The sequence below is a fragment of the Pseudomonas sp. 5Ae-yellow genome, assembly GCF_014077575.1.
Taxonomy (GTDB): domain Bacteria; phylum Pseudomonadota; class Gammaproteobacteria; order Pseudomonadales; family Pseudomonadaceae; genus Halopseudomonas; species Halopseudomonas neustonica.
On the sequence record NZ_JACGWE010000018.1, the window covers coordinates 32,853 to 50,546 of the forward strand.

At 57.3% G+C, this 17,694-nt stretch carries 19 protein-coding genes; 11 read left to right on the forward strand and 8 right to left on the reverse strand.

What is annotated here, in order from left to right; translation table 11 throughout:
- Positions 1 to 9: 9 nt before the first annotated feature.
- Genes H4J77_RS12220 through H4J77_RS12230 form a run of 3 tightly spaced genes read left to right on the forward strand, consistent with a single transcriptional unit; the run spans position 10 to position 3,825 of the window.
- Positions 10 to 513 carry a PilX N-terminal domain-containing pilus assembly protein gene (locus H4J77_RS12220; RefSeq protein ID WP_182248568.1) on the forward strand — a complete coding sequence of 168 codons (504 nt, stop codon included), beginning with the start codon at positions 10 to 12 and terminating at the stop codon, positions 511 to 513.
- Positions 494 to 3,415, forward strand: coding sequence for a PilC/PilY family type IV pilus protein (locus H4J77_RS12225; protein WP_182248569.1), 2,922 nt, complete (start codon positions 494 to 496; stop codon positions 3,413 to 3,415). Before H4J77_RS12220 ends, H4J77_RS12225 begins: the two co-directional genes overlap by 20 nt.
- Positions 3,412 to 3,825 (forward strand): type IV pilin protein, encoded by a 414-nt coding sequence (locus H4J77_RS12230; protein WP_182248571.1) that lies wholly within the window; start codon positions 3,412 to 3,414, stop codon positions 3,823 to 3,825. Before H4J77_RS12225 ends, H4J77_RS12230 begins: the two co-directional genes overlap by 4 nt.
- 6 nt (positions 3,826 to 3,831) lie before the next feature.
- Here H4J77_RS12230 and H4J77_RS12235 read toward each other — a convergent pair whose 3' ends face one another.
- Together H4J77_RS12235 and upp are read right to left on the reverse strand one after the other, a co-directional pair.
- On the reverse strand, positions 3,832 to 5,079 hold the full coding sequence (locus tag H4J77_RS12235) for a uracil-xanthine permease family protein (RefSeq protein WP_182248573.1): 1,248 nt from the start codon (positions 5,077 to 5,079) through the stop codon (positions 3,832 to 3,834).
- On the reverse strand, positions 5,079 to 5,720 hold the full coding sequence (gene upp, locus H4J77_RS12240) for a uracil phosphoribosyltransferase (protein WP_123889092.1): 642 nt from the start codon (positions 5,718 to 5,720) through the stop codon (positions 5,079 to 5,081). Before upp ends, H4J77_RS12235 begins: the two co-directional genes overlap by 1 nt.
- Before the next feature lie 169 nt (positions 5,721 to 5,889).
- Between upp and H4J77_RS12245 the strand changes: the two genes are divergently transcribed.
- The 3 genes from H4J77_RS12245 to H4J77_RS12255 all read left to right on the forward strand — a co-directional run bounded on the left by H4J77_RS12245 (position 5,890) and on the right by H4J77_RS12255 (position 7,298).
- Positions 5,890 to 6,447 carry a hypoxanthine-guanine phosphoribosyltransferase gene (locus H4J77_RS12245; RefSeq protein ID WP_182248575.1) on the forward strand — a complete coding sequence of 186 codons (558 nt, stop codon included), beginning with the start codon at positions 5,890 to 5,892 and terminating at the stop codon, positions 6,445 to 6,447.
- A gap of 4 nt (positions 6,448 to 6,451) precedes the next feature.
- Positions 6,452 to 6,934: a hypothetical protein gene (locus H4J77_RS12250; RefSeq protein ID WP_123889094.1), complete on the forward strand. Its 483-nt coding sequence runs from the start codon at positions 6,452 to 6,454 to the stop codon at positions 6,932 to 6,934.
- Positions 6,935 to 7,007: 73 nt separating this feature from the next.
- Positions 7,008 to 7,298, forward strand: coding sequence for a PA4642 family protein (locus tag H4J77_RS12255; protein WP_123889095.1), 291 nt, complete (start codon positions 7,008 to 7,010; stop codon positions 7,296 to 7,298).
- A gap of 2 nt (positions 7,299 to 7,300) precedes the next feature.
- On the opposite strand, the gene H4J77_RS12260 is transcribed toward H4J77_RS12255, so the two are convergent.
- Positions 7,301 to 7,531 carry a hypothetical protein gene (locus H4J77_RS12260; RefSeq protein ID WP_123889096.1) on the reverse strand — a complete coding sequence of 77 codons (231 nt, stop codon included), beginning with the start codon at positions 7,529 to 7,531 and terminating at the stop codon, positions 7,301 to 7,303.
- 170 nt (positions 7,532 to 7,701) lie between these two features.
- On the opposite strand from H4J77_RS12260, the gene H4J77_RS12265 reads away from it, so the two are divergent.
- Complete coding sequence (locus H4J77_RS12265) at positions 7,702 to 8,286, forward strand: YajG family lipoprotein (protein ID WP_123889097.1); 585 nt, start codon at positions 7,702 to 7,704, stop codon at positions 8,284 to 8,286.
- Positions 8,287 to 8,345: 59 nt separating this feature from the next.
- Here H4J77_RS12265 and H4J77_RS12270 read toward each other — a convergent pair whose 3' ends face one another.
- The 5 genes from H4J77_RS12270 to gatC form a co-directional block, all read right to left on the reverse strand.
- Positions 8,346 to 10,403, reverse strand: coding sequence for a BCCT family transporter (locus tag H4J77_RS12270; protein WP_182248577.1), 2,058 nt, complete (start codon positions 10,401 to 10,403; stop codon positions 8,346 to 8,348).
- A gap of 127 nt (positions 10,404 to 10,530) precedes the next feature.
- Positions 10,531 to 10,959 (reverse strand): septal ring lytic transglycosylase RlpA family protein, encoded by a 429-nt coding sequence (locus H4J77_RS12275; RefSeq protein ID WP_123889099.1) that lies wholly within the window; start codon positions 10,957 to 10,959, stop codon positions 10,531 to 10,533.
- Between the two features lie 63 nt (positions 10,960 to 11,022).
- The gene (gene gatB, locus H4J77_RS12280) at positions 11,023 to 12,471 is read right to left on the reverse strand and encodes an Asp-tRNA(Asn)/Glu-tRNA(Gln) amidotransferase subunit GatB (RefSeq protein WP_123889100.1); all 1,449 of its coding nucleotides are present in this window, start codon (positions 12,469 to 12,471) and stop codon (positions 11,023 to 11,025) included.
- Positions 12,472 to 12,485: 14 nt separating this feature from the next.
- The gene (gatA, locus tag H4J77_RS12285; protein WP_182248579.1) at positions 12,486 to 13,937 is read right to left on the reverse strand and encodes an Asp-tRNA(Asn)/Glu-tRNA(Gln) amidotransferase subunit GatA; all 1,452 of its coding nucleotides are present in this window, start codon (positions 13,935 to 13,937) and stop codon (positions 12,486 to 12,488) included.
- A gap of 30 nt (positions 13,938 to 13,967) precedes the next feature.
- Positions 13,968 to 14,255 (reverse strand): Asp-tRNA(Asn)/Glu-tRNA(Gln) amidotransferase subunit GatC, encoded by a 288-nt coding sequence (gene gatC, locus H4J77_RS12290; RefSeq protein WP_123889102.1) that lies wholly within the window; start codon positions 14,253 to 14,255, stop codon positions 13,968 to 13,970.
- A 305-nt stretch (positions 14,256 to 14,560) separates the two neighbouring features.
- Here gatC and mreB point away from each other — a divergent pair, with 305 nt between their 5' ends.
- The 4 genes from mreB (at position 14,561) to H4J77_RS12310 (ending at position 17,691) form a co-directional block, all read left to right on the forward strand.
- A complete protein-coding gene (gene mreB / locus H4J77_RS12295; RefSeq protein WP_123889103.1) occupies positions 14,561 to 15,601 on the forward strand; it encodes a rod shape-determining protein MreB in 1,041 nt (346 codons plus the stop codon).
- Positions 15,602 to 15,712: 111 nt separating this feature from the next.
- Positions 15,713 to 16,648, forward strand: coding sequence for a rod shape-determining protein MreC (gene mreC, locus H4J77_RS12300; RefSeq protein ID WP_182248603.1), 936 nt, complete (start codon positions 15,713 to 15,715; stop codon positions 16,646 to 16,648).
- The gene (gene mreD, locus H4J77_RS12305) at positions 16,638 to 17,111 is read left to right on the forward strand and encodes a rod shape-determining protein MreD (RefSeq protein ID WP_182248580.1); all 474 of its coding nucleotides are present in this window, start codon (positions 16,638 to 16,640) and stop codon (positions 17,109 to 17,111) included. Before mreC ends, mreD begins: the two co-directional genes overlap by 11 nt.
- Positions 17,101 to 17,691: a Maf family protein gene (locus H4J77_RS12310; RefSeq protein WP_310734973.1), complete on the forward strand. Its 591-nt coding sequence runs from the start codon at positions 17,101 to 17,103 to the stop codon at positions 17,689 to 17,691. Before mreD ends, H4J77_RS12310 begins: the two co-directional genes overlap by 11 nt.
- The last annotated feature ends 3 nt before the right edge of the window (positions 17,692 to 17,694 follow it).

Consider the following 17,694-nt stretch of genomic DNA (forward strand, 5'->3'; position numbering starts at 1 on the left):
AGGACTCAAATGCTGTGCTATTGGAAGCAGCGTCAGCGTGGCGCGGTGCTACTGGTGAGTTTGGTTTTTTTGCTGCTGATGTCACTGGCGGCGCTAGCGGGAGTTGGTTCGGCTGCCAGTCAGGAAAGGATGGTGGCCAATTTGCAGCAGCGTAACTTGAGCTTTCAAGCCGCCGAGGCCGGTATACGCTGGGTTGAACAGCAGATTCGTATTAGTGCCCTACCGCTGCCGACCCGGCGTTGTGAGCTGGCGTCGTGTGCGTCGGCCATTGTGCCAGCTGAGATAACAGTTGGCTCCATGGCCGGTTGGCAACCCTTGCCCATCAGTGAGGGCAGTAAGCTGCGCAGTGGTGATGTACAGCTTTGGTACCGCCTTGAGCGTATCGGCAAAAGCACCATTCCGGTTCGTGTCGCTGTCAGCTCGCCCAGCATGCTGTATCGCCTTTCGGTGTTGAGTTTAAGCGGCACCAGCCGCACTGTGCTGGAGGCCACCTATGCGCATACGCGTCTTTAATCGCGGTTGGTTGCGGCTACTCATGACAGGGCTGGGGAGTTTTATAGTCGCTGGCGCGCACGCTTTCACGCCCATCAGCGGGCCTATTGCTGCAGTGCCTCAGGTACCGGCGAATGTGGTGCTGGTGCTGGATAACTCGACCAGTATGGTCTTGAACAAGATCGGCAATGAAACCCGATTGGATCTGGCGCGACGCACCGCGCGGCAGGTTATGTCCGAGTATCGGCACCTGCGTTTTGGTCTGTTTTCTTTTCGCGCTACCGAAGGCAGTGGCGACAGTACGCGTGATGCGCCCGGTGGCGAGCTACTGGTCCCTGTTGACAGCATTGACGCGGACTCTGTGGCAGGGCGGCAGCATTGGCAGCGGCTAAATGCTGCAATGGACAAGCTGGAGCCGCACACGGGCGATAATCGCGACGCCTGGACCTGGGCGCCGCTGGCAGAAACCCACTACGAGGTAACCCGTTATCTGCGCGGTATGCGTGCGTTTTATCCGCAGTCGCGCGGCGAATTGGAGCGGGAGCAGTTTGAGAGCCCGATTGAGTATCGTTGCCAGCGCACCGCCGGGCTCATCCTCGGCAGTGGCCTGCCTACCTATGATCGAGAATTTCCGCGGGGTCTGGCGCAGGACCCTGACGGCAGACGTCCAGAACAGAGTGCTGGCTTTCACTTGCCAGACTGGGATCAGGATCCGCTAGGCGACCTCGATGGGAGTAGTCCGATGGCGGAGGGCAGTAGCTTCTATCTGGATGATATCGCCGCCTTTGCCCATGATATCGACCTCCGCCAGAACGGGCGCGGCGCCTCTACGGATGCTGCAGGCAAGAGCTGGGATGATCCCGCCTTTATGCGCCAGTCCATGCAAACCTACATTGTGGGATTCAACAAAGAAGACCAGCGCCTTGACTCCGCCGCAAGGGCTGGAGGAGGCCGCTATTTCTCGCTCGACGATGCACAAGAGCTGCCATCAGCCATGGCAAGTGCCCTGCTTGAGGTCAGCTCATCATCCGGTTCGGGCGCGGGTGCTGTCGTAGCGGGCAGCGTTTTGCAGGCGGGCAGCAGTCGCTATTACCACACCCGATACGATCCTGCAGACTGGAGCGGCAGTCTGCAGGCATCCGTTTTGGACCAGCAAGGCTTGCCGTCGCGCTTATTATGGAGCACCGATCAGACGCTGCCTCCGGGTCAGACTGTGGGTGTTTTGCAAAGCTGGCGCTGGGGCGAAGGGTCTCAGTCCGGGTCGCCTGTATCGCTGGATACTAGTGCTTTCCAGCGGTTTAACCTTGATCAACAAAACCAGCTGCACGCCGCTGCCAGCGCGCTGGGCCTTGAGGGTGTGGATGCTGGGCAGCGGCTGCTCGATTGGGCTCGTGGTGAACGTGTTGACGGCTTGCGCTCCCGCCGTCATCAGTTGGGCGACATAATCAACTCCGCGCCAGTGCTGTTATCGCAGGTACCGTCTATCGGCGTGGCAAGTGATCAATACCGGCAACACCTGGCGAAACGACAGACCATGCAGGAGCTTATTATGGTCGGCGCCAATGATGGCTTCTTGCGTATCTTTGATACTGGCGGTCGTCAGGCATACGCTTATCTGCCCGCCACTTTGCATCCACGCGTAGGCGATTGGGCGCGCGCGGACTATGGTCGGAGTCAGCCTCACCTCAGTGGTGTAGATGGACGCATTAGCCTGGCGGATATTGAGCTATCGGGCGGTTGGGCAACCCTGGCGGCCAGTGGTCTGGGTGCGGGTGGTAAAGGCCTGTTTGCCCTCGAGGTCTTGGCCCCGGGGCGCACCGTTGCTCAACCTCGGGTACTTTGGGAGGTGAATGCCAATCAGCCTGGTTGGGATAGCCTTGGGTATGTATACGCCGAACCGCAGCTGGTTAATGCGGGCGGGAGAGCGTTGCTGCTGACGGGAAACGGTTACGGCAGCGAGCGCGCACTGGCAGAGCTGCTGGTCATTGATGCGACCAGTGGGCAGCTGCTGCGCAGCATTGCAGTCAGTGATCGAGCAGGTGTGGCCAGGGAAAACGGCCTGGCCGGTTTGACCCTGCAACGCGATGAGCAGGGGCGACTCACTGCCGCCTTTGCCGGTGACCAACACGGTCAGTTGTGGAAGTTTGATCTGAGTGATGCTGATTACCGGCATTGGTCGGTTGCGCATGGGGGATCGCCACTGTTTACCGCGGCCGATGATCAGCCCATCAGTGTTGCACCTTTACTGCACTCGAGTGCTGCGGCGTTAGGCGATTTGCTGCTGTTTGGAACGGGCCAGTTTTTGCAGTCGCAGGATCTCATTGATATCCAGCCCCAGTCTTTCTATGCGGTATTGGACGCGGCCTCACCGCCAAGCGGTGGGCTGACGCCCGGGCATTTGCAGCAACAACGTATATTGACTGAGCAGCCAGCAGGCGTGTCGGACGCCACTGTTCGTCTGTCTTCTGCCGCGTCGGTGGACTGGTCGCACCAGTATGGTTGGTATCTAAGCTTGCCTGGGCGTGGTGAAAAGGTCACCCGTACGGCGCGTATTAAAGATTCGCGCGTATTGTTCAGTAGCGGCTTTGTCCTGGGCGATGGCAGCGACCCCTGCGTTAGCCAGGCGGGAGGTTGGCTGATGTCATTGGCGCTGGATACAGGCGCGATGCTGTCGGTTGCGATCATGGACTCTGATGGCGACGGGCATGTCGATGGTCAGGACCAACCGATAGCGGGTGTCAGTCTGGATATAGGGCTGCCGGGGGAGTTGAGCCCATTGGATTTACCCGTCCGTGCAGGCAGTAAGGCGCAAACCGATTGCAACCCAGAGCTCTACCTGGTGCAGGGTTCGGATAACACTGCCGCAGTTCAGGGTCAGTCGCACTGCCTGTTTCAGCGGATTTTGTGGCGGCAGCTACTATGACGCCGCTCTCACCGAGCGTTTCTCGGGGTTTTACCCTGATCGAGTTGCTGGTAGCTCTGGTGATCGTTGGCATTTTATCGGCTATCGCTTACCCGTCCTATGTAGAGCATGTACGCAAAGTACATCGAGCTGAAGTGACCGGATTGCTGTTACAGAATGCGCACCGAATGGAGCGACACTTTGCTCGCCAGGGTAACTACGCTGAGGGGACAGTCGAGGGCTTGGCCAAGCAGAGCCCGGTTAACGGTAAGCCGGTGTATCGCTTGAGTCTGACGCATGAAAAGCAGCGTTACGAACTGCGAGCCACTGCAGTGGCTGGGGGGCCTATGGCGGATGATGTCTGTGCTAACTATCGCATTAATCAGATGGGGCAACGCACGCCAGCAGACCCGCGCTGCTGGCGCCGTTGACAGCGGTTACTTGGTCAGCTCTGCCTGGCCTTTGTCTGCGGGCAGTACCAGGTTCAGGATAATCGCGACTACGCCGCACAGACTGATACCCTGCAGGCTCAGGCTGTCGTTGCCAATCGCCATACCGCCAATACCGAATACCAGGGTCACGGACACGATGCACAGGTTGCGCGCTTGTGACAGGTCGACCTGCTGACGGATCAGGGTGTTCATGCCTACGACCGCGATTGAGCCGAACAGCAGGCAGAGAATGCCGCCCATGACAGGAACCGGCATGCTCAGCAGTACGGCGCCGAATTTGTCGACAAAAGACAAACCGATAGCGAATACCGCCGCCCAGATCATTACGTTGGGATTGAAGTTACGAGTCAGCATCACTGCGCCGGTCACTTCCGAGTAGGTGGTATTAGGTGGGCCGCCAAAGAGGGCAGCAGCGGACGTGGCGAGACCGTCACCCAGCAGGGTGTTCTGCAGGCCAGGCTTTTGCAGGTAATCCTTGCCCGTCACGCCACCAATCGCCAGCACATCGCCGATATGCTCGATGGCCGGTGCAATGGCTACCGGGATCATGAAAAGTATGGCGGCCAGCTTGAACTCGGGGGTAACAAACTCGGGAACCGCCAGCCAGGGCGCGGTAGTTACACTATCCAGGCTGGTTACACCCAGTATCCAGGAGAGCCCATAGCCGACGATCACGCCCGCGAGGATGGGGACCAGGCGGAACAGTCCTTTCGCGTACACAGCGACAAAAATGGTAGTTGCCAGGGACGCCATTGAGATGATCAGCGCCAGGTTGGTATCGACCAGCTGTTGACTGCCGTCGCCCGATTTCCCCGTTGCCATGTTGACGGCCACTGAGGCCAGCCCCAAGCCGATCACCATGATGACCGGACCTACTACCACTGGCGGCAGCAGACGTTGAATAAAGCCGGGCCCCCGCCAGCGAATTACCAGACTCAGCAAAATATAGGTAATGCCGGCAGCGAGCAGCCCGCCGAGGGTGGCGGGCAAGCCCCAGGTCTGGTTGCTGTAAAGAATAGGGGCGATGAAAGCGAAACTGGAGGCGAGAAAAATCGGGATCTGGCGGCGCGTGGTGAACTGAAAAATCAGCGTGCCGATACCCGCTGTGAACAGTGCCACGCTGGGGTCCATACTGGTGATCAATGGCATCAGTACCAGGGCACCAAAGGCGACAAACAGCATTTGCGAGCCAGCTAGCGCAGTGCGCCAGCCGTGAGTCTGAACGCCCTCCATCAAACGATATCCTTCTGCTTGGTACCGAAGATCTTATCGCCGGCATCACCGAGGCCGGGAATGATATAGCCCTGCTCGTTCAAGCGCTGATCCACCGAGGCGGTATAGATTTCCACGTCAGGGTGGGCTGCGTTGACACGTTCAATGCCCTCGGGTGCGGCAACCAGCACCAACGCGCGAATCTCGCGAGCCCCGGCCTTCTTCAACATGTCGATGGTAGCGATCATCGAGCCGCCGGTAGCCAGCATAGGATCGATGATGAGTGCGGTACGCTGGTTCAGTTCGCCTACCAACTTTTCCAGATAGGTATCGGCTTCCAGGGTTTCCTCATTACGAGCCAGACCGATGACGCTGACCTTGGCACTGGGGATAAGGCTGAGTACACCGTCGAGCATGCCCAGGCCAGCGCGCAGGATGGGCACCACGGTGACTTTTTTACCGCTCAGTTTTTCGACCTGAACGTCGCCACACCAGCCCTGAATGGTATGCGTTTCAACCAGCATGTCTTGCGTGGCTTCATAGGTCAGTAGCGCGGCGACTTCCTGGGCCAGCTCGCGGAAATTCTTGGTGCTGATTTCGTCGCGGCGCATCAGGCCCAGTTTGTGGCGGATCAGAGGATGACGGATTTCTTTGACATTCATTAGGGGCTCTCTCGTGCTGGCGTCAAGCGGGCGTGGAAAAATACTGCTATAGACTAAACGAATGTGAACAAGCGGTCATCTTCCGCAAAAGCTCCGTTATACTTGCGCATCGCACGCAACATCAGTATTTTTCGCCCCCTTTCTTATCATCCAGCTCTGGAGGTTCTGCATGTCGGCAGATCTGCAACACATTAAACAGGTCATGGCCGAGGCGGATTGCCTGTTCACCGAGGCTCAGGTAGAGGCCGCGCTAGACAGTCTGGCTGCTGATATTTGCGACCGCCTGGTGGACAGTAACCCGATTGTCTACAGCGTTATGAACGGTGGTTTGATCATTACTGGAAAGCTGTTGCCCAAGTTGCCTTTCCCGATGGAAGTCAGCTATCTGCATGCGACCCGTTATCGCAACAAACTGTCCGGTGGTGAGCTGTTCTGGAAGGCGCGCGCGGAGCATTCGCTGGTCGGGCGCACGGTATTGATCGTCGATGACATTCTGGATGAGGGCCACACTCTGGCAGCTATCGTTGAGTATTGCCGCGATGCAGGCGCGGACAAGGTCTTCACCGCGGTGCTGCTCGACAAGCAGCATGATCGTAAAGCCTACGCCGGTATGCGGGCCGACTTTACCGGGCTGGATGTCGAAGACCGCTATATCTTTGGTTACGGTCTCGATTACAAGGGGTACTGGCGTAACGCGGCGGGTATCTTCGCGCTAAAGGGGCACTGACAACATGCGTCTGTGCGTATTGATCGCGCTGGCTATTATCAGCTGCTATACGTTAGCAGCTCCGGTGACGCTGCCGCATGATGAATACATGCCGGCAGATGTTTACAGCCTACGGCAGGACAAGCCTGAGCAAATACTCTTTCAGGTAGAGCAGTATCGGGTTTTGTTTGCCACTGAACAGCGTCCAGGCGTTGTTTCTTCTACGCCAGAGGCGAGCAGTTTATTGTTTCTGCAGGGGCGGTCGTTGCTGCCAGGCGCTGCGATTACGCGAGCGCAAGTGAGCTTTGTGCCGCCAGGGGTAACCTTGCGTCCGGCGCAGCTGGATGGCCGTAGCCAGACACTGATGCTTATGTATCCCGAGTCGATGCTGCCGCTACTTTTGCAGCAGCTGGAAAGCCCCGGCGCGGAGTACGTGCAGGCTCGCTTTTACGGCAATGGCCTGATTTGGGGTGATATTCATTCCGCGGCTCAGGTAGCGCGACCCTGATAATACTGCGCTGGTGAGCATCGGTCCGGGTGGTTACAATGCCTGCTTTCCAGCCTGCCAATGAGGAATTGTTATGCGTAAAGATAAAGAAAAAGTGATTGGCGAGCCGATGACCGATGAGCAGGTGGCAGTCTTTCTGCAGGCTCGGCCTTATGCGGATGAGTCGGCGGATCTGCATGTACTGGTGCGCGCTTATCGCGGCTTGCGGGTTGAGGACTTCGAGCGTTTTCTAGTGATGTTCAAGGCGGAAGGCTTTGATCTCAACGCCACTGATGAGCAGGGCCGCACTTTCTTGCAGACGGCTAAAAATCATGCTCAGAGTGAAGATTATGTTGCGGTGTTGGAAGCGGCAGGCGCACGCTGAATCTAGATGTGCTGTAGAGGCCAGCGCTGACTGCTCGTAACCGTCTGTGCTGGCAACAATGCATGACGGGGTAGCGGTGCGCCAATCCAGCGAAAGTTGATTTCAGTAACGCGAGCCCAGTTGTCACCGGCAGGGGCTCGCTTCAGCTCCCACAGTGCGACACAGCGACCGCGTTGATCCAGTTGAGCATAGTATTGGCGTTGACGACGCAGAAGCAGGCTTAAGCCAAACATGGAGTGTCCTCCGCTGTGTGTTTGTACCTAGTCTAGGTAGCCGCCATTGCAGCTTTATGACAGCTCAGGCAGCTGTTTCCGCGCTGGGAACCGGCGTATGCTGCGCCTGTCGAAGGTTTCAAGTATCTTTTTATTATCCCCTTTTGATTTAACGGCAGGAGTCCCGCGTTATGCTCAAGCGTGCAGGTATTTTTATGTTGGCTATGGTTACCATTGGCTTGGTGGGCTGCGCCCACAGCCCTCAGCAGCTCAATGTGCAGCCACAGATTAACAAGCCGCTCAATTCAGTGGCGCGACAGCAGCCAGTGGTGGTGACAGTTCAGGATGTGCGTCAATCAAAGATTCTAGGCACTCGCGGTGGCATTTACCCTGACTCCAGCAGCATTACCCTGAGTGACAACACGATCAATGCGGTGCGTCAGCAGGTAGAGCAGGGCGTGCGTCAGCTGGGCTTCAATGTCGTGCCTGAGGGTACGCCAAACGCGAATCATCTTACGGTTGGTTTGAGCGACATGACGTATCAGTCGCCGAAAGGCACTGCCTATGTTACCCAGGCCGACTTGAGTGCCACCTTTACGGCCGAGGCGCGCAATATGAACAAGAACTACCAGGGGCGTTACAGCTCATCGTTGCAGCAGCGTTTTGGTTATGCACCTAATCAGGCAACTAATACCAAAATGGTGACGGATGTGATGAGTGATGCCTTGACTCGCGTTTTTCAGGATCAACAGCTGATTCAGATTCTTCAGCAGTAGTTATTCAAGGCCACAAAAAAACCAGCCTGCGGGCTGGTTTTTTTGTGGCTGGATGCGCCCTAGCTGGCAGGTGCCGGTGGCTCGTCCTGCAGCATCTCGTCATGCTCTGTCATATTCCAGGGCAGTACACCCGGAGAAATATGCAGGAAGTGCAGATACTTCTCGAAGTGATCGAGTATGTCGCCGATGATTTCCTGCTCGTCATAGCCGTAAACATCGTACGTCTGGCCACCGCGGCGCAGGAAGACTTCGGCGCGATAATAGTACTGATCGTTTTCTCCCTCGCGTTGCATTTCAGGATAGGCAAACGTTGGGCGGCTGTACTCGCGCAGGCGCACCTCGTAGATAAAGTCCAACTGATCAGGTTTGTTGATCTCCAGATAAGCGCGGCCATGCTCGGTGTCGAGTTTGGCCTCCGCTGGCCAGCCTTGCTCAATCAGACTTTGGCTCAGGCGCTGCATTCCCGGCATTACCGTTTTGTCGATGAACCCTTCTACGTCATTACGATCGGGAAAGTTGACGATCCCCGCCAGACGTTTTTTCCAGTTCGCCGCCAGACTGTCTTCGCTATAGCGGCTGACCTGCATATGATGCAGCAGACTGACATCACGATGCCCCTCGATGACCAGGGCCCGCCACATCCCCAACATGGCGATGATCATGATGATGGCAAAAGGCAGGGCCGTAACGATGGTCATGGTTTGCAGCGCACTCAGGCCGCCCGCCATCAGCAGTACCGCGGCAACCACACCTTCGAGGATGGCCCAGAACGCTCGCTGTAGTGCAGGTGTATGCATCAGGCCGCCTGAAGCGAGCGAGTCGATAACCAGGGACCCGGAGTCCGAAGAGGTGACGAAGAACGTGACGATCAGGATAACCGTGATAAAGGAGACGATAGACGTCAGCGGTAAGTGTTCAAAGAGCTTGAACAGCGCTATCGCTTTGTCGTTCTGCACCTCGGTGATCAGCGCGGTATAGCCTTCGTTCATGATCAGGTGCAGGGCGGTATCACCGAACACTGAAAACCACATAAAGGTAAAGATCGTTGGCACCAGCATGACGCCGAATACAAATTGGCGGATGGTGCGGCCGCGGCTGATTTTGGCGATAAACAGGCCAACAAATGGTGCCCAGGCAATGGTCCAGCCAAAGATAAAGAGGGTCCAGTTGCCGATCCAGTCGCTGTGGGTGTAGGCCTGCAGGTTGAAGGTACGCTCGACAATATTATTCAGGTAGCTGCCGGTATTTTGCAGGAAAGCTTCCAGAATAAAGATCGATGGACCCACCAGGAACACGAACAGCATCAGGGCAACGGCCAGTACCATGTTGAGAATCGACAGGTTCTTAACACCCTTGTCCAGGCCTGCGACGACTGAGATCAAGGCCAGGGCAGTAACTGCCGCAATAGTAATAACCTGAACAGTATTGCTGATGGGGATGCTCGGCCACAGGTAGTGCAGCCCTGCGTTGATCTGCGCAACGGACAAACCCAGTGTGGTGGCGATACCAAAGAGCGTGCCAAGGATAGCGACCACGTCGACGGTGTGACCGATCGGGCCATAAATTTTGTCGCCGATTAAAGGGTAAAGCGCAGAACGCATTGATAACGGCAGACCGTGACGGAAGGAAAAGTACGCCAGTACCAGGCCAACCAGGCCATAGATGGCCCAGATATGAAAGCCCCAGTGAAAGAAGGCAATTTGCATCGCCTGCTTGGCAGCATCCAGTGTTTCGGCCGTGCCTGCGGGGGGATTGGCGAAGTGGGTTACTGGTTCAGCAACGCCAAAGAAAAGTAGCGCGATGCCGTAGCCTGCTGAGAACAGCATGGCAAACCAGGCTGGAAAGCTGTATTGCGGCGCGGCGTGGTCCGGGCCCAGCTTGATATTGCCCCAGCTGCTGCAGGCAACGATCACGATGAACAGCAGGAAACTGGCCACGGCCAACATGTAAAACCAGCCAAAGGTTTCGGTGATGTAAGCCAGTGTGACGGAAAAAACGTCGCCGGCTAGCTCTGGGCTACTTATGGTACCTATTACCAGTAGTAAGGTGACGATGACGGCAGGCGCGAATACGGGGACCAGAATGGTCGAGCGCCAGCCGGATTTGGCTTCTGTCATGAACGGCTCCTTCTTCGAATTCAGGTCGCCAATTCTCCGCGGCGACCGGGTCGGCTAGCGCCGAGCCTGTCATCAGTATAGTGATGAGCAGGACTTCGCCATCCTCCTTATGAGAATAAGCGCAGGGTCAGTCTACTGATTGCTCCTCTGCTTCGTCTTCATCGTTATAGTATTCGACCCGCACGCGCACGCTGCCTGTGCGGATCATGCCAAGTTGCTCAGCCGCTATCTGTGACACATCAATAACGCGATGGCCGACAAATGGACCGCGGTCGTTTACCCGCAACACAACGCTGCGGTCGTTGTATAGATTGGTAACCTTGATCAAGGTTCCGAAGGGGAGTGTCGGATGGGCTGCGGTGAGCGCCGTTTCGTCGTAGGGTTCGCCGCTAGCGGTACGTCGACCATGCAGGCGGGAGGAGTAGTAGGAGGCCTTGCCTACCTGCGTCCACTGCTCTCCCTCCTGGCTCTCAAGGTGATCGGCGTAAGCAAAGGCCGGGCCGCCTCTCAGCGAAAGTAATAGCAATATGGCTATCCAAAGCGCTGCTTGGCGCATGGCTGGATCCTCGAATAGGGTCGGGGGTACAAGGACCTATGACCCTGTAACCCCCTGATCGGTTCAGCTATCCAGTTTTTTGCGCAATAGCTCGTTGACCTGCTGCGGGTTTGCTTTGCCTTTGGAGGCTTTCATTGCCTGACCAACGAAGAAGCCGAACATTTTGCCGCGCTTGGCTTCTTCGGCCGCACGGTATTGCTCTACTTGCTCGGCATTGGTAGCCAGCACTTCGTCCAGCATAGCTTCAATGGCGCCGCTGTCAGTGACCTGCTTCAAGCCCTTTGCTGCAATGATGACGTCGGCGCTGTCACCTTCACCGTTGGCCAGTGCCTCAAACACCATCTTGGCAATCTTGCCGGAGATAGTGTTGTCCTTGATGCGCAGGATCATGCCACCCAGTTGGGCCGCACTGACGGGAGACTGCTCGATGTCCAGGTCGGCTTTGTTTAGCAGGCTGGACAGTTCACCCATCACCCAGTTGGCAGCCAGTTTTGCGTCACCGCATACGCGCTGTACTTCTTCGAAGTAATCCGCCAGTTCACGTTGCGCTGACAGCACGCTGGCATCGTAAGTTGACAGGCCAAACTCGCTTTCAAAGCGCTCGCGCTTTTGTTGCGGCAGCTCAGGCAACTCGGCCCGTACTTCCTCAAGGAAAGCTGGCTCCAAAACCACGGGCAATAGATCAGGGCAGGGGAAGTAGCGGTAATCGTTGGCTTCTTCCTTGCTGCGCATGGAGCGGGTTTCGTCTTTGTTTGGATCGTACAGGCGGGTTTCCTGCACCACCTTGCCGCCGTCCTCGATCAGCTCGATCTGGCGCTGTACTTCGGTGTTGATCGCCTTCTCGATAAAGCGGAACGAGTTGACGTTCTTGATCTCGCAGCGGGTGCCAAACTCGGCTTGACCCTTAGGGCGGATAGACACGTTGCAGTCGCAACGCAGCGACCCTTCGGCCATATTGCCATCACAAATGCCCAGGTAGCGCACCAGTGAGTGAATAGTCTTGGCGTAGGCGACCGCTTCTTTGGCGCTGCGCATATCCGGTTCTGAGACGATTTCCAGGAGCGGGGTGCCGGCGCGGTTGAGGTCGATGCCACTCATGCCCTGAAAGTCTTCGTGCAGGCTCTTGCCGGCATCCTCTTCCAGGTGCGCCCGGGTGACGCCAACGCGTTTTACCGTGCCGTCTTCCAGGGTGATGTCGAGATAGCCCTTGCCGACGATGGGGTGATCCATCTGGCTGGTCTGATAGCCCTTGGGTAGATCCGGATAGAAATAGTTTTTGCGCGCAAATACGTTGGTCATGCCGATCTCGGCATCAATTGCCAGGCCGAATTTGACGGCCTTGCGCACGGCCTGGGCGTTCAGCACCGGCAGAGTGCCGGGCATGCCCAGGTCGATCAGGCTGGCCTGGGTGTTAGGCTCGGCACCAAAGGCGGTGGCACTGCCGGAGAAGATCTTCGACGCGGTGGTGAGCTGGGCGTGTATTTCCAGCCCGATGACGATTTCCCATTGCATAGCTGTCAATCCTCTCAGTAACCGGCCGGAGCGCGTTGGTGCCAATCAGTGACCTGCTGGTACTGATGCGCAATGTTAAGCAGGCGGGCTTCGCTGAAATAGGGCCCAAGTAACTGCATGCCCAGCGGCAGACCGTTGGCAAACCCGGCAGGCAGGGCAATGCCCGGTACACCGGCGAGGTTGGCGGTAATGGTGTAAATGTCGGTTAGATAAAGACTGACTGGATCGTCGATCTTCTCGCCAATTTTAAAGGCAGGCGTTGGTGAGGTCGGGCACAAAATGACATCGACCTGCTCGTAGGCAGCCATGAAGTCGTTCTTGATCAGGCGGCGAATTTTCTGCGCCTGCATGTAGTAGGCATCGTAATAGCCGGCTGACAACGCATAGGCGCCGACCATGATGCGGCGTTTTACTTCCGCGCCAAAGCCTTCACCGCGCGAGCGTTTGTACAGATCGGTCAGATCGGCCGGATTGTCACAGCGATAGCCAAAACGCACGCCGTCAAAGCGCGACAGGTTGGAGGACGCTTCAGCAGGCGCGATGACGTAGTAGGCCGGGATCGCCAGTTCGGCGTTGGGCAGACTGATTTCCTTCACCTCGGCGCCTAGTGCCTGGAATTGTTTGACCGCTGCATCAATGGCGTCTGCAGTAGCCGCGTCAAGACCGCTGGCGAAGTACTCTTTAGGTAGACCAATGCGCAGGCCCTTTAGCGAGTCGTTCAGGCTGGCGCTGTAGTTGTCGACCGGTTGATCGACGCTGGTCGAGTCTTTTTCATCAAAACCCGCCATCACCTGCAGCATCAGTGCGCAGTCTTCGGCCGTGCGAGCCATAGGGCCGCCCTGGTCAAGGCTGGATGCGTAGGCAATCATGCCCCAGCGCGATACGCGCCCGTAGGTTGGCTTTAGGCCAGTCAACGCGGTAAAACCGGCTGGTTGGCGAATTGAGCCACCGGTATCGGTCCCTGTGGCCGCAGCGCAAAGACGCGCTGCTATGGCAGCAGCGGAACCGCCGGAGGAACCGCCGGGCACGCGTTCAGTATCCCACGGGTTGCGGGTCGGGCCGTAGAAGCTGGACTCGGTAGAGGAGCCCATGGCGAACTCATCCAGGTTGGTCTTGCCCAGGGTTACAGCGCCAGCATCAATAAAGCGTTGGGTGACGGTCGACTCGTAGGGCGAGATGAAGTTGTCGAGCATCTTTGAGCCACAGCTGGTGCGCAGGCCCTGGGTGCAAAACAGGTCCTTGTGCGCCAGTGGGATGCCGGTTAGTGCCGATGCTTCACCTTTGGCGATAACTTCATCGGCCGCTGCGGCCTGGCGCAGGGCCAGTTCCGGCGATACCGTGATGTAACTGTTCAGCTCACCGTCAAACTGCTCAATGCGGGTGAGGTAGTGCTGGGTCAGCTCGACACTGGATAGTGTCTTGCTCTGCAGGGCCTGGGACAGTTCGGCCAGCGTTTTCTCGTGCATGGGGTAGTCTCTCGTCTGGGCGCGGCAGGATTATTCGATGACCTTGGGAACCAGGTAGAGTCCTGATTCTGTCGCCGGGGCGATGGTTTGGTAGTCGTCGCGGTGATTGCTCTCGGTTACGGCGTCCGGGCGCAGGCGCTGAGTGGTTTCCAGCGGATGAGCAAGGGGCGCGACGCCGTCGGTGTCCACCGCCTGCATCTTGTCGATCAGGTCTAGAATGCCTGACAGCTTGGCGGTAGTAGCGGGTATCTCGTCATCGCTTATCGCTATTCTTGCAAGATGAGCGATCTTTTCCACATCTGTGCGGTCCAAGGACATGTATTGAGCTCCATGTAGCCGGGTATGATCCGGTATTTTGCTGGCGACGGGCGCCTTTAGGCGGTTTCCAGGCGGAATTGCGGACAAAGGCGCGAATTTACCACAGTCGTGCCTTGCCCAAAAACCCCGCCGTTGTTAGAGTTGCGACACTTTCAGAAGTACCGATCAGTTACCTGTTGGACCCTATTCTCTGGGCCATTCATCCGGGCCTTTTGCCACCGTTTCATTTTGGTGTGACTGCGGGCAGGTGATTTATCAGTACTTCCTTTTAATTAACCCACGCGTCCTCGGGGTATATTCAACGCATGTTCAAAAAAATTCGTGGCATGTTTTCCAGTGATTTGTCCATCGACCTGGGCACTGCCAACACGCTTATTTACGTTCGGGATCGCGGTATTGTACTGGACGAGCCATCGGTTGTGGCAATTCGTACCACCGCCGGTAATCAGAAAAGCGTTGTGGCTGTCGGTACTGATGCCAAACGCATGCTTGGCCGCACGCCCGGTAACATTCAGGCTATCCGTCCAATGAAGGATGGCGTTATTGCCGACTTCAGCGTGTGCGAGAAGATGTTGCAGTACTTTATTAACAAAGTGCATGAAAACAGCTTCATCCAGCCTAGCCCACGCGTGCTGATCTGCGTGCCCTGCAAGTCCACTCAGGTTGAGCGTCGGGCCATTCGTGAGTCTGCGCTGGGCGCAGGTGCGCGTGAGGTATACCTGATTGAAGAGCCCATGGCTGCCGCCATTGGTGCCGGTTTGCCGGTCGAAGAGGCGCGCGGCTCCATGGTTGTCGATATCGGCGGTGGTACCACCGAAATCGCGCTGATCTCGCTCAATGGCGTCGTTTATGCCGAGTCTGTGCGGGTTGGTGGTGACCGTTTTGATGAAGCGATTGTGACCTATGTGCGTCGCAACTACGGCAGCCTGATCGGTGAGTCGACCGCAGAGCGCATCAAGCAGGAAATCGGTGTTGCCTTCCCAGGTGGCGAAGTGCTCGAGGTTGATGTGCGCGGCCGTAACCTTGCGGAAGGCGTGCCACGTGCCTTTACCCTGAATTCCAACGAGGTGCTTGAAGCCTTGCAGGAGTCTCTGGCGACTATCGTTCAGGCTGTTAAAAGCGCGCTGGAGCAATCTCCGCCCGAGCTGGCATCTGACATTGCTGAGCGTGGTTTGATTCTCACCGGTGGTGGTGCGTTGCTGCGTGACCTCGACAAGCTGCTGGCGCAGGAAACCGGTTTGCCGGTCATTGTGGCGGAAGAGCCGCTGACCTGTGTGGCTCGGGGTGGCGGTAAGGCCCTGGAGATGATGGATCAGCACACTATGGATCTGCTCTCGACCGAATAAGTCGCCGGCGGCAGGAGGACTCTTCGCGCCGGACTTTTCCGGCAATGTCCGGCTTGCCGCTGATCGCATCAAGCTTGTGGCTGCGAGGAGCTTGCCATTAAACCGTTATTTATCAAAGGCCCTTCGCTGGGCGTCCGTCTGGTCGTTTTGACCACTTTATCCATCGCCCTGATGGTCGTCGACGCCCGCTTTGACGCACTTAAACCCCTGCGCTCGCAATTGGGGCTGTTTGTTTCTCCTTTGTATTATGTCGCCGAGTTGCCGGTACGTGCTTGGGATAGTGTCACCGAGCTGGCTTCCAGCCGGGCGCAGTTAATCTCTGACAACGACCGCCTGCGCGCCGAAGCCTTGCTCACCCAGCGCAAACTGCAAAAGCTGGCCACGCTGACCGAGCAAAACGTGCGTTTGCGCGAACTGCTCAACTCGTCTTCCCTTGTGGATGAGAGGGTATTGGTGGCTGAGCTTATTGGCGTGGACCCCAATCCTTTTACCCAGCGCATATTGATCGATAAAGGCGAGAACGAAGGTGTCTTTCTCGGTCAGCCAGTGCTGGATGCGACCGGCCTGATGGGCCAAGTGGTGGAAGTACTCCCGCATTCTGCTCGGGTTTTGATGATTACCGATGCGTCCCATAGTCTGCCGGTGCAGATCAATCGCAACGGTTTGCGCGCTATTGCCAGTGGAACCGGCCGCAATGAGTGGCTTGAGTTGCGTTATGTTGGGGATACTGCCGACATTCGCGAGGGTGACATCGTAGTCAGCTCTGGTTTGGGGCAACGTTTCCCGGCGGGCTATCCGGTGGGCCGGGTACAGTCGGTTGTGCGCCATCCCAGTCAGTCCTTTGCCGAGGTGCGCGTAACGCCCTCGGCACAGCTCAATCGTAGCCGCTATCTGTTGCTGGTATTCAGCCCTGAGAGCGGTTACGGCGCTGTATTGCCAGCCCTTGATCTGACACCAGAGGCAGATCTGCCAGCTGAGGCGGTGGGTGCCCAGGGCAACACTACCCCGGCAGCGCAAGGAGAGGAGGGCGGCAGCGATGCGCAATAGTCTGGTCATCGCGGCCACCATTGTGGTGGCGCTGCTGCTTAGTGTCATGCCGATGCCGGAGCCCTTTAATATGGGGCGTCCGATGTGGCTGGCGCTGGTTTTGTCGTTCTGGGTTATGGTGCTGCCGCACCGCGTTGGCATGCTTACGGCCTGGCTGGCAGGCCTGCTTACCGATGCATTGTTCGGACAGCTATTCGGCCAGCATGCCTTGGTTATGACCCTGGTTGTCTGCCAGCTATTGCTGTTGCATCAGCGCATTCGTCGCTTCCCATTGTGGCAGCAGAGCCTGGTCATGCTGCCGGTCTTCGGTATTGCCCAGATGGTACTTTTATGGCTCAACAGCTTGAGCGGTAACCGTCCGCCCACCTTGCTGTTTCTACTCCCCGCACTGATCAGTGCCATACTCTGGCCGTGGATCTTTACCCTGCTGCAGGGCGTGAAGCGGCGATTCCGTGTTAACTGAGCAGCGCTTGCTGTTGGCTTCGGCTTCGCCGCGTCGCCGTGAGTTGCTGGCGCAGATAGGTATTCCTACGACGCGTGTGGTGTGTCAGGTTGATGAACGAGTCGAGCCAGGCGATACGCCCGCGGTCTATGTTGAGCGAGTGACGCGCGACAAGGTGCGCGCTGGTGTGGCGGCGGCGCCTGCAGGATCGGTGGTGCTGGCGGCTGATACCGCCGTAGTGCTGGACCAGCAGATTCTTGGCAAGCCGCGTGATCGCGCGCATGCATTGCAGATGCTGGGCGCGCTCTCGGACCGTGAGCATCAGGTAATGACTGCTGTGGCAGTGGCCTGCGAGGATCGGGTGGATGTGCGTCTGGTTGTCACTGAGGTACGCTTTCGTGCGCTATCGGTAGCCGAGTGCGAGCAATATTGGGCGAGCGGGGAGCCGGCAGACAAGGCAGGCGCCTATGGGATTCAGGGATTGGGCGCCGTGTTTGTTGAGCATATCAGCGGCAGCTACAGCGCTGTAGTCGGGTTGCCTTTGATGGAAACTGCTGCATTACTCGATGGATTTGGCATTTCCTGTTGGCAATCCTGCTGACAC

Excerpts from the sequence above, each read along its gene's own strand:
- H4J77_RS12220 (WP_182248568.1), top strand. The coding sequence starts at position 10 with ATGCTGTGCTATTGGAAGCAGCGTCAGCGTGGCGCGGTGCTACTGGTG.
- H4J77_RS12225 (WP_182248569.1), top strand. The coding sequence starts at position 494 with ATGCGCATACGCGTCTTTAATCGCGGTTGGTTGCGGCTACTCATGACA.
- H4J77_RS12230 (WP_182248571.1), top strand. The coding sequence starts at position 3,412 with ATGACGCCGCTCTCACCGAGCGTTTCTCGGGGTTTTACCCTGATCGAG.
- H4J77_RS12235 (WP_182248573.1), bottom strand. The coding sequence starts at position 5,079 with ATGGAGGGCGTTCAGACTCACGGCTGGCGCACTGCGCTAGCTGGCTCG.
- upp (WP_123889092.1), bottom strand. The coding sequence starts at position 5,720 with ATGAATGTCAAAGAAATCCGTCATCCTCTGATCCGCCACAAACTGGGC.
- H4J77_RS12245 (WP_182248575.1), top strand. The coding sequence starts at position 5,890 with ATGTCGGCAGATCTGCAACACATTAAACAGGTCATGGCCGAGGCGGAT.
- H4J77_RS12250 (WP_123889094.1), top strand. The coding sequence starts at position 6,452 with ATGCGTCTGTGCGTATTGATCGCGCTGGCTATTATCAGCTGCTATACG.
- H4J77_RS12255 (WP_123889095.1), top strand. The coding sequence starts at position 7,008 with ATGCGTAAAGATAAAGAAAAAGTGATTGGCGAGCCGATGACCGATGAG.
- H4J77_RS12260 (WP_123889096.1), bottom strand. The coding sequence starts at position 7,531 with ATGTTTGGCTTAAGCCTGCTTCTGCGTCGTCAACGCCAATACTATGCT.
- H4J77_RS12265 (WP_123889097.1), top strand. The coding sequence starts at position 7,702 with ATGCTCAAGCGTGCAGGTATTTTTATGTTGGCTATGGTTACCATTGGC.
- H4J77_RS12270 (WP_182248577.1), bottom strand. The coding sequence starts at position 10,403 with ATGACAGAAGCCAAATCCGGCTGGCGCTCGACCATTCTGGTCCCCGTA.
- H4J77_RS12275 (WP_123889099.1), bottom strand. The coding sequence starts at position 10,959 with ATGCGCCAAGCAGCGCTTTGGATAGCCATATTGCTATTACTTTCGCTG.
- gatB (WP_123889100.1), bottom strand. The coding sequence starts at position 12,471 with ATGCAATGGGAAATCGTCATCGGGCTGGAAATACACGCCCAGCTCACC.
- gatA (WP_182248579.1), bottom strand. The coding sequence starts at position 13,937 with ATGCACGAGAAAACGCTGGCCGAACTGTCCCAGGCCCTGCAGAGCAAG.
- gatC (WP_123889102.1), bottom strand. The coding sequence starts at position 14,255 with ATGTCCTTGGACCGCACAGATGTGGAAAAGATCGCTCATCTTGCAAGA.
- mreB (WP_123889103.1), top strand. The coding sequence starts at position 14,561 with ATGTTCAAAAAAATTCGTGGCATGTTTTCCAGTGATTTGTCCATCGAC.
- mreD (WP_182248580.1), top strand. The coding sequence starts at position 16,638 with ATGCGCAATAGTCTGGTCATCGCGGCCACCATTGTGGTGGCGCTGCTG.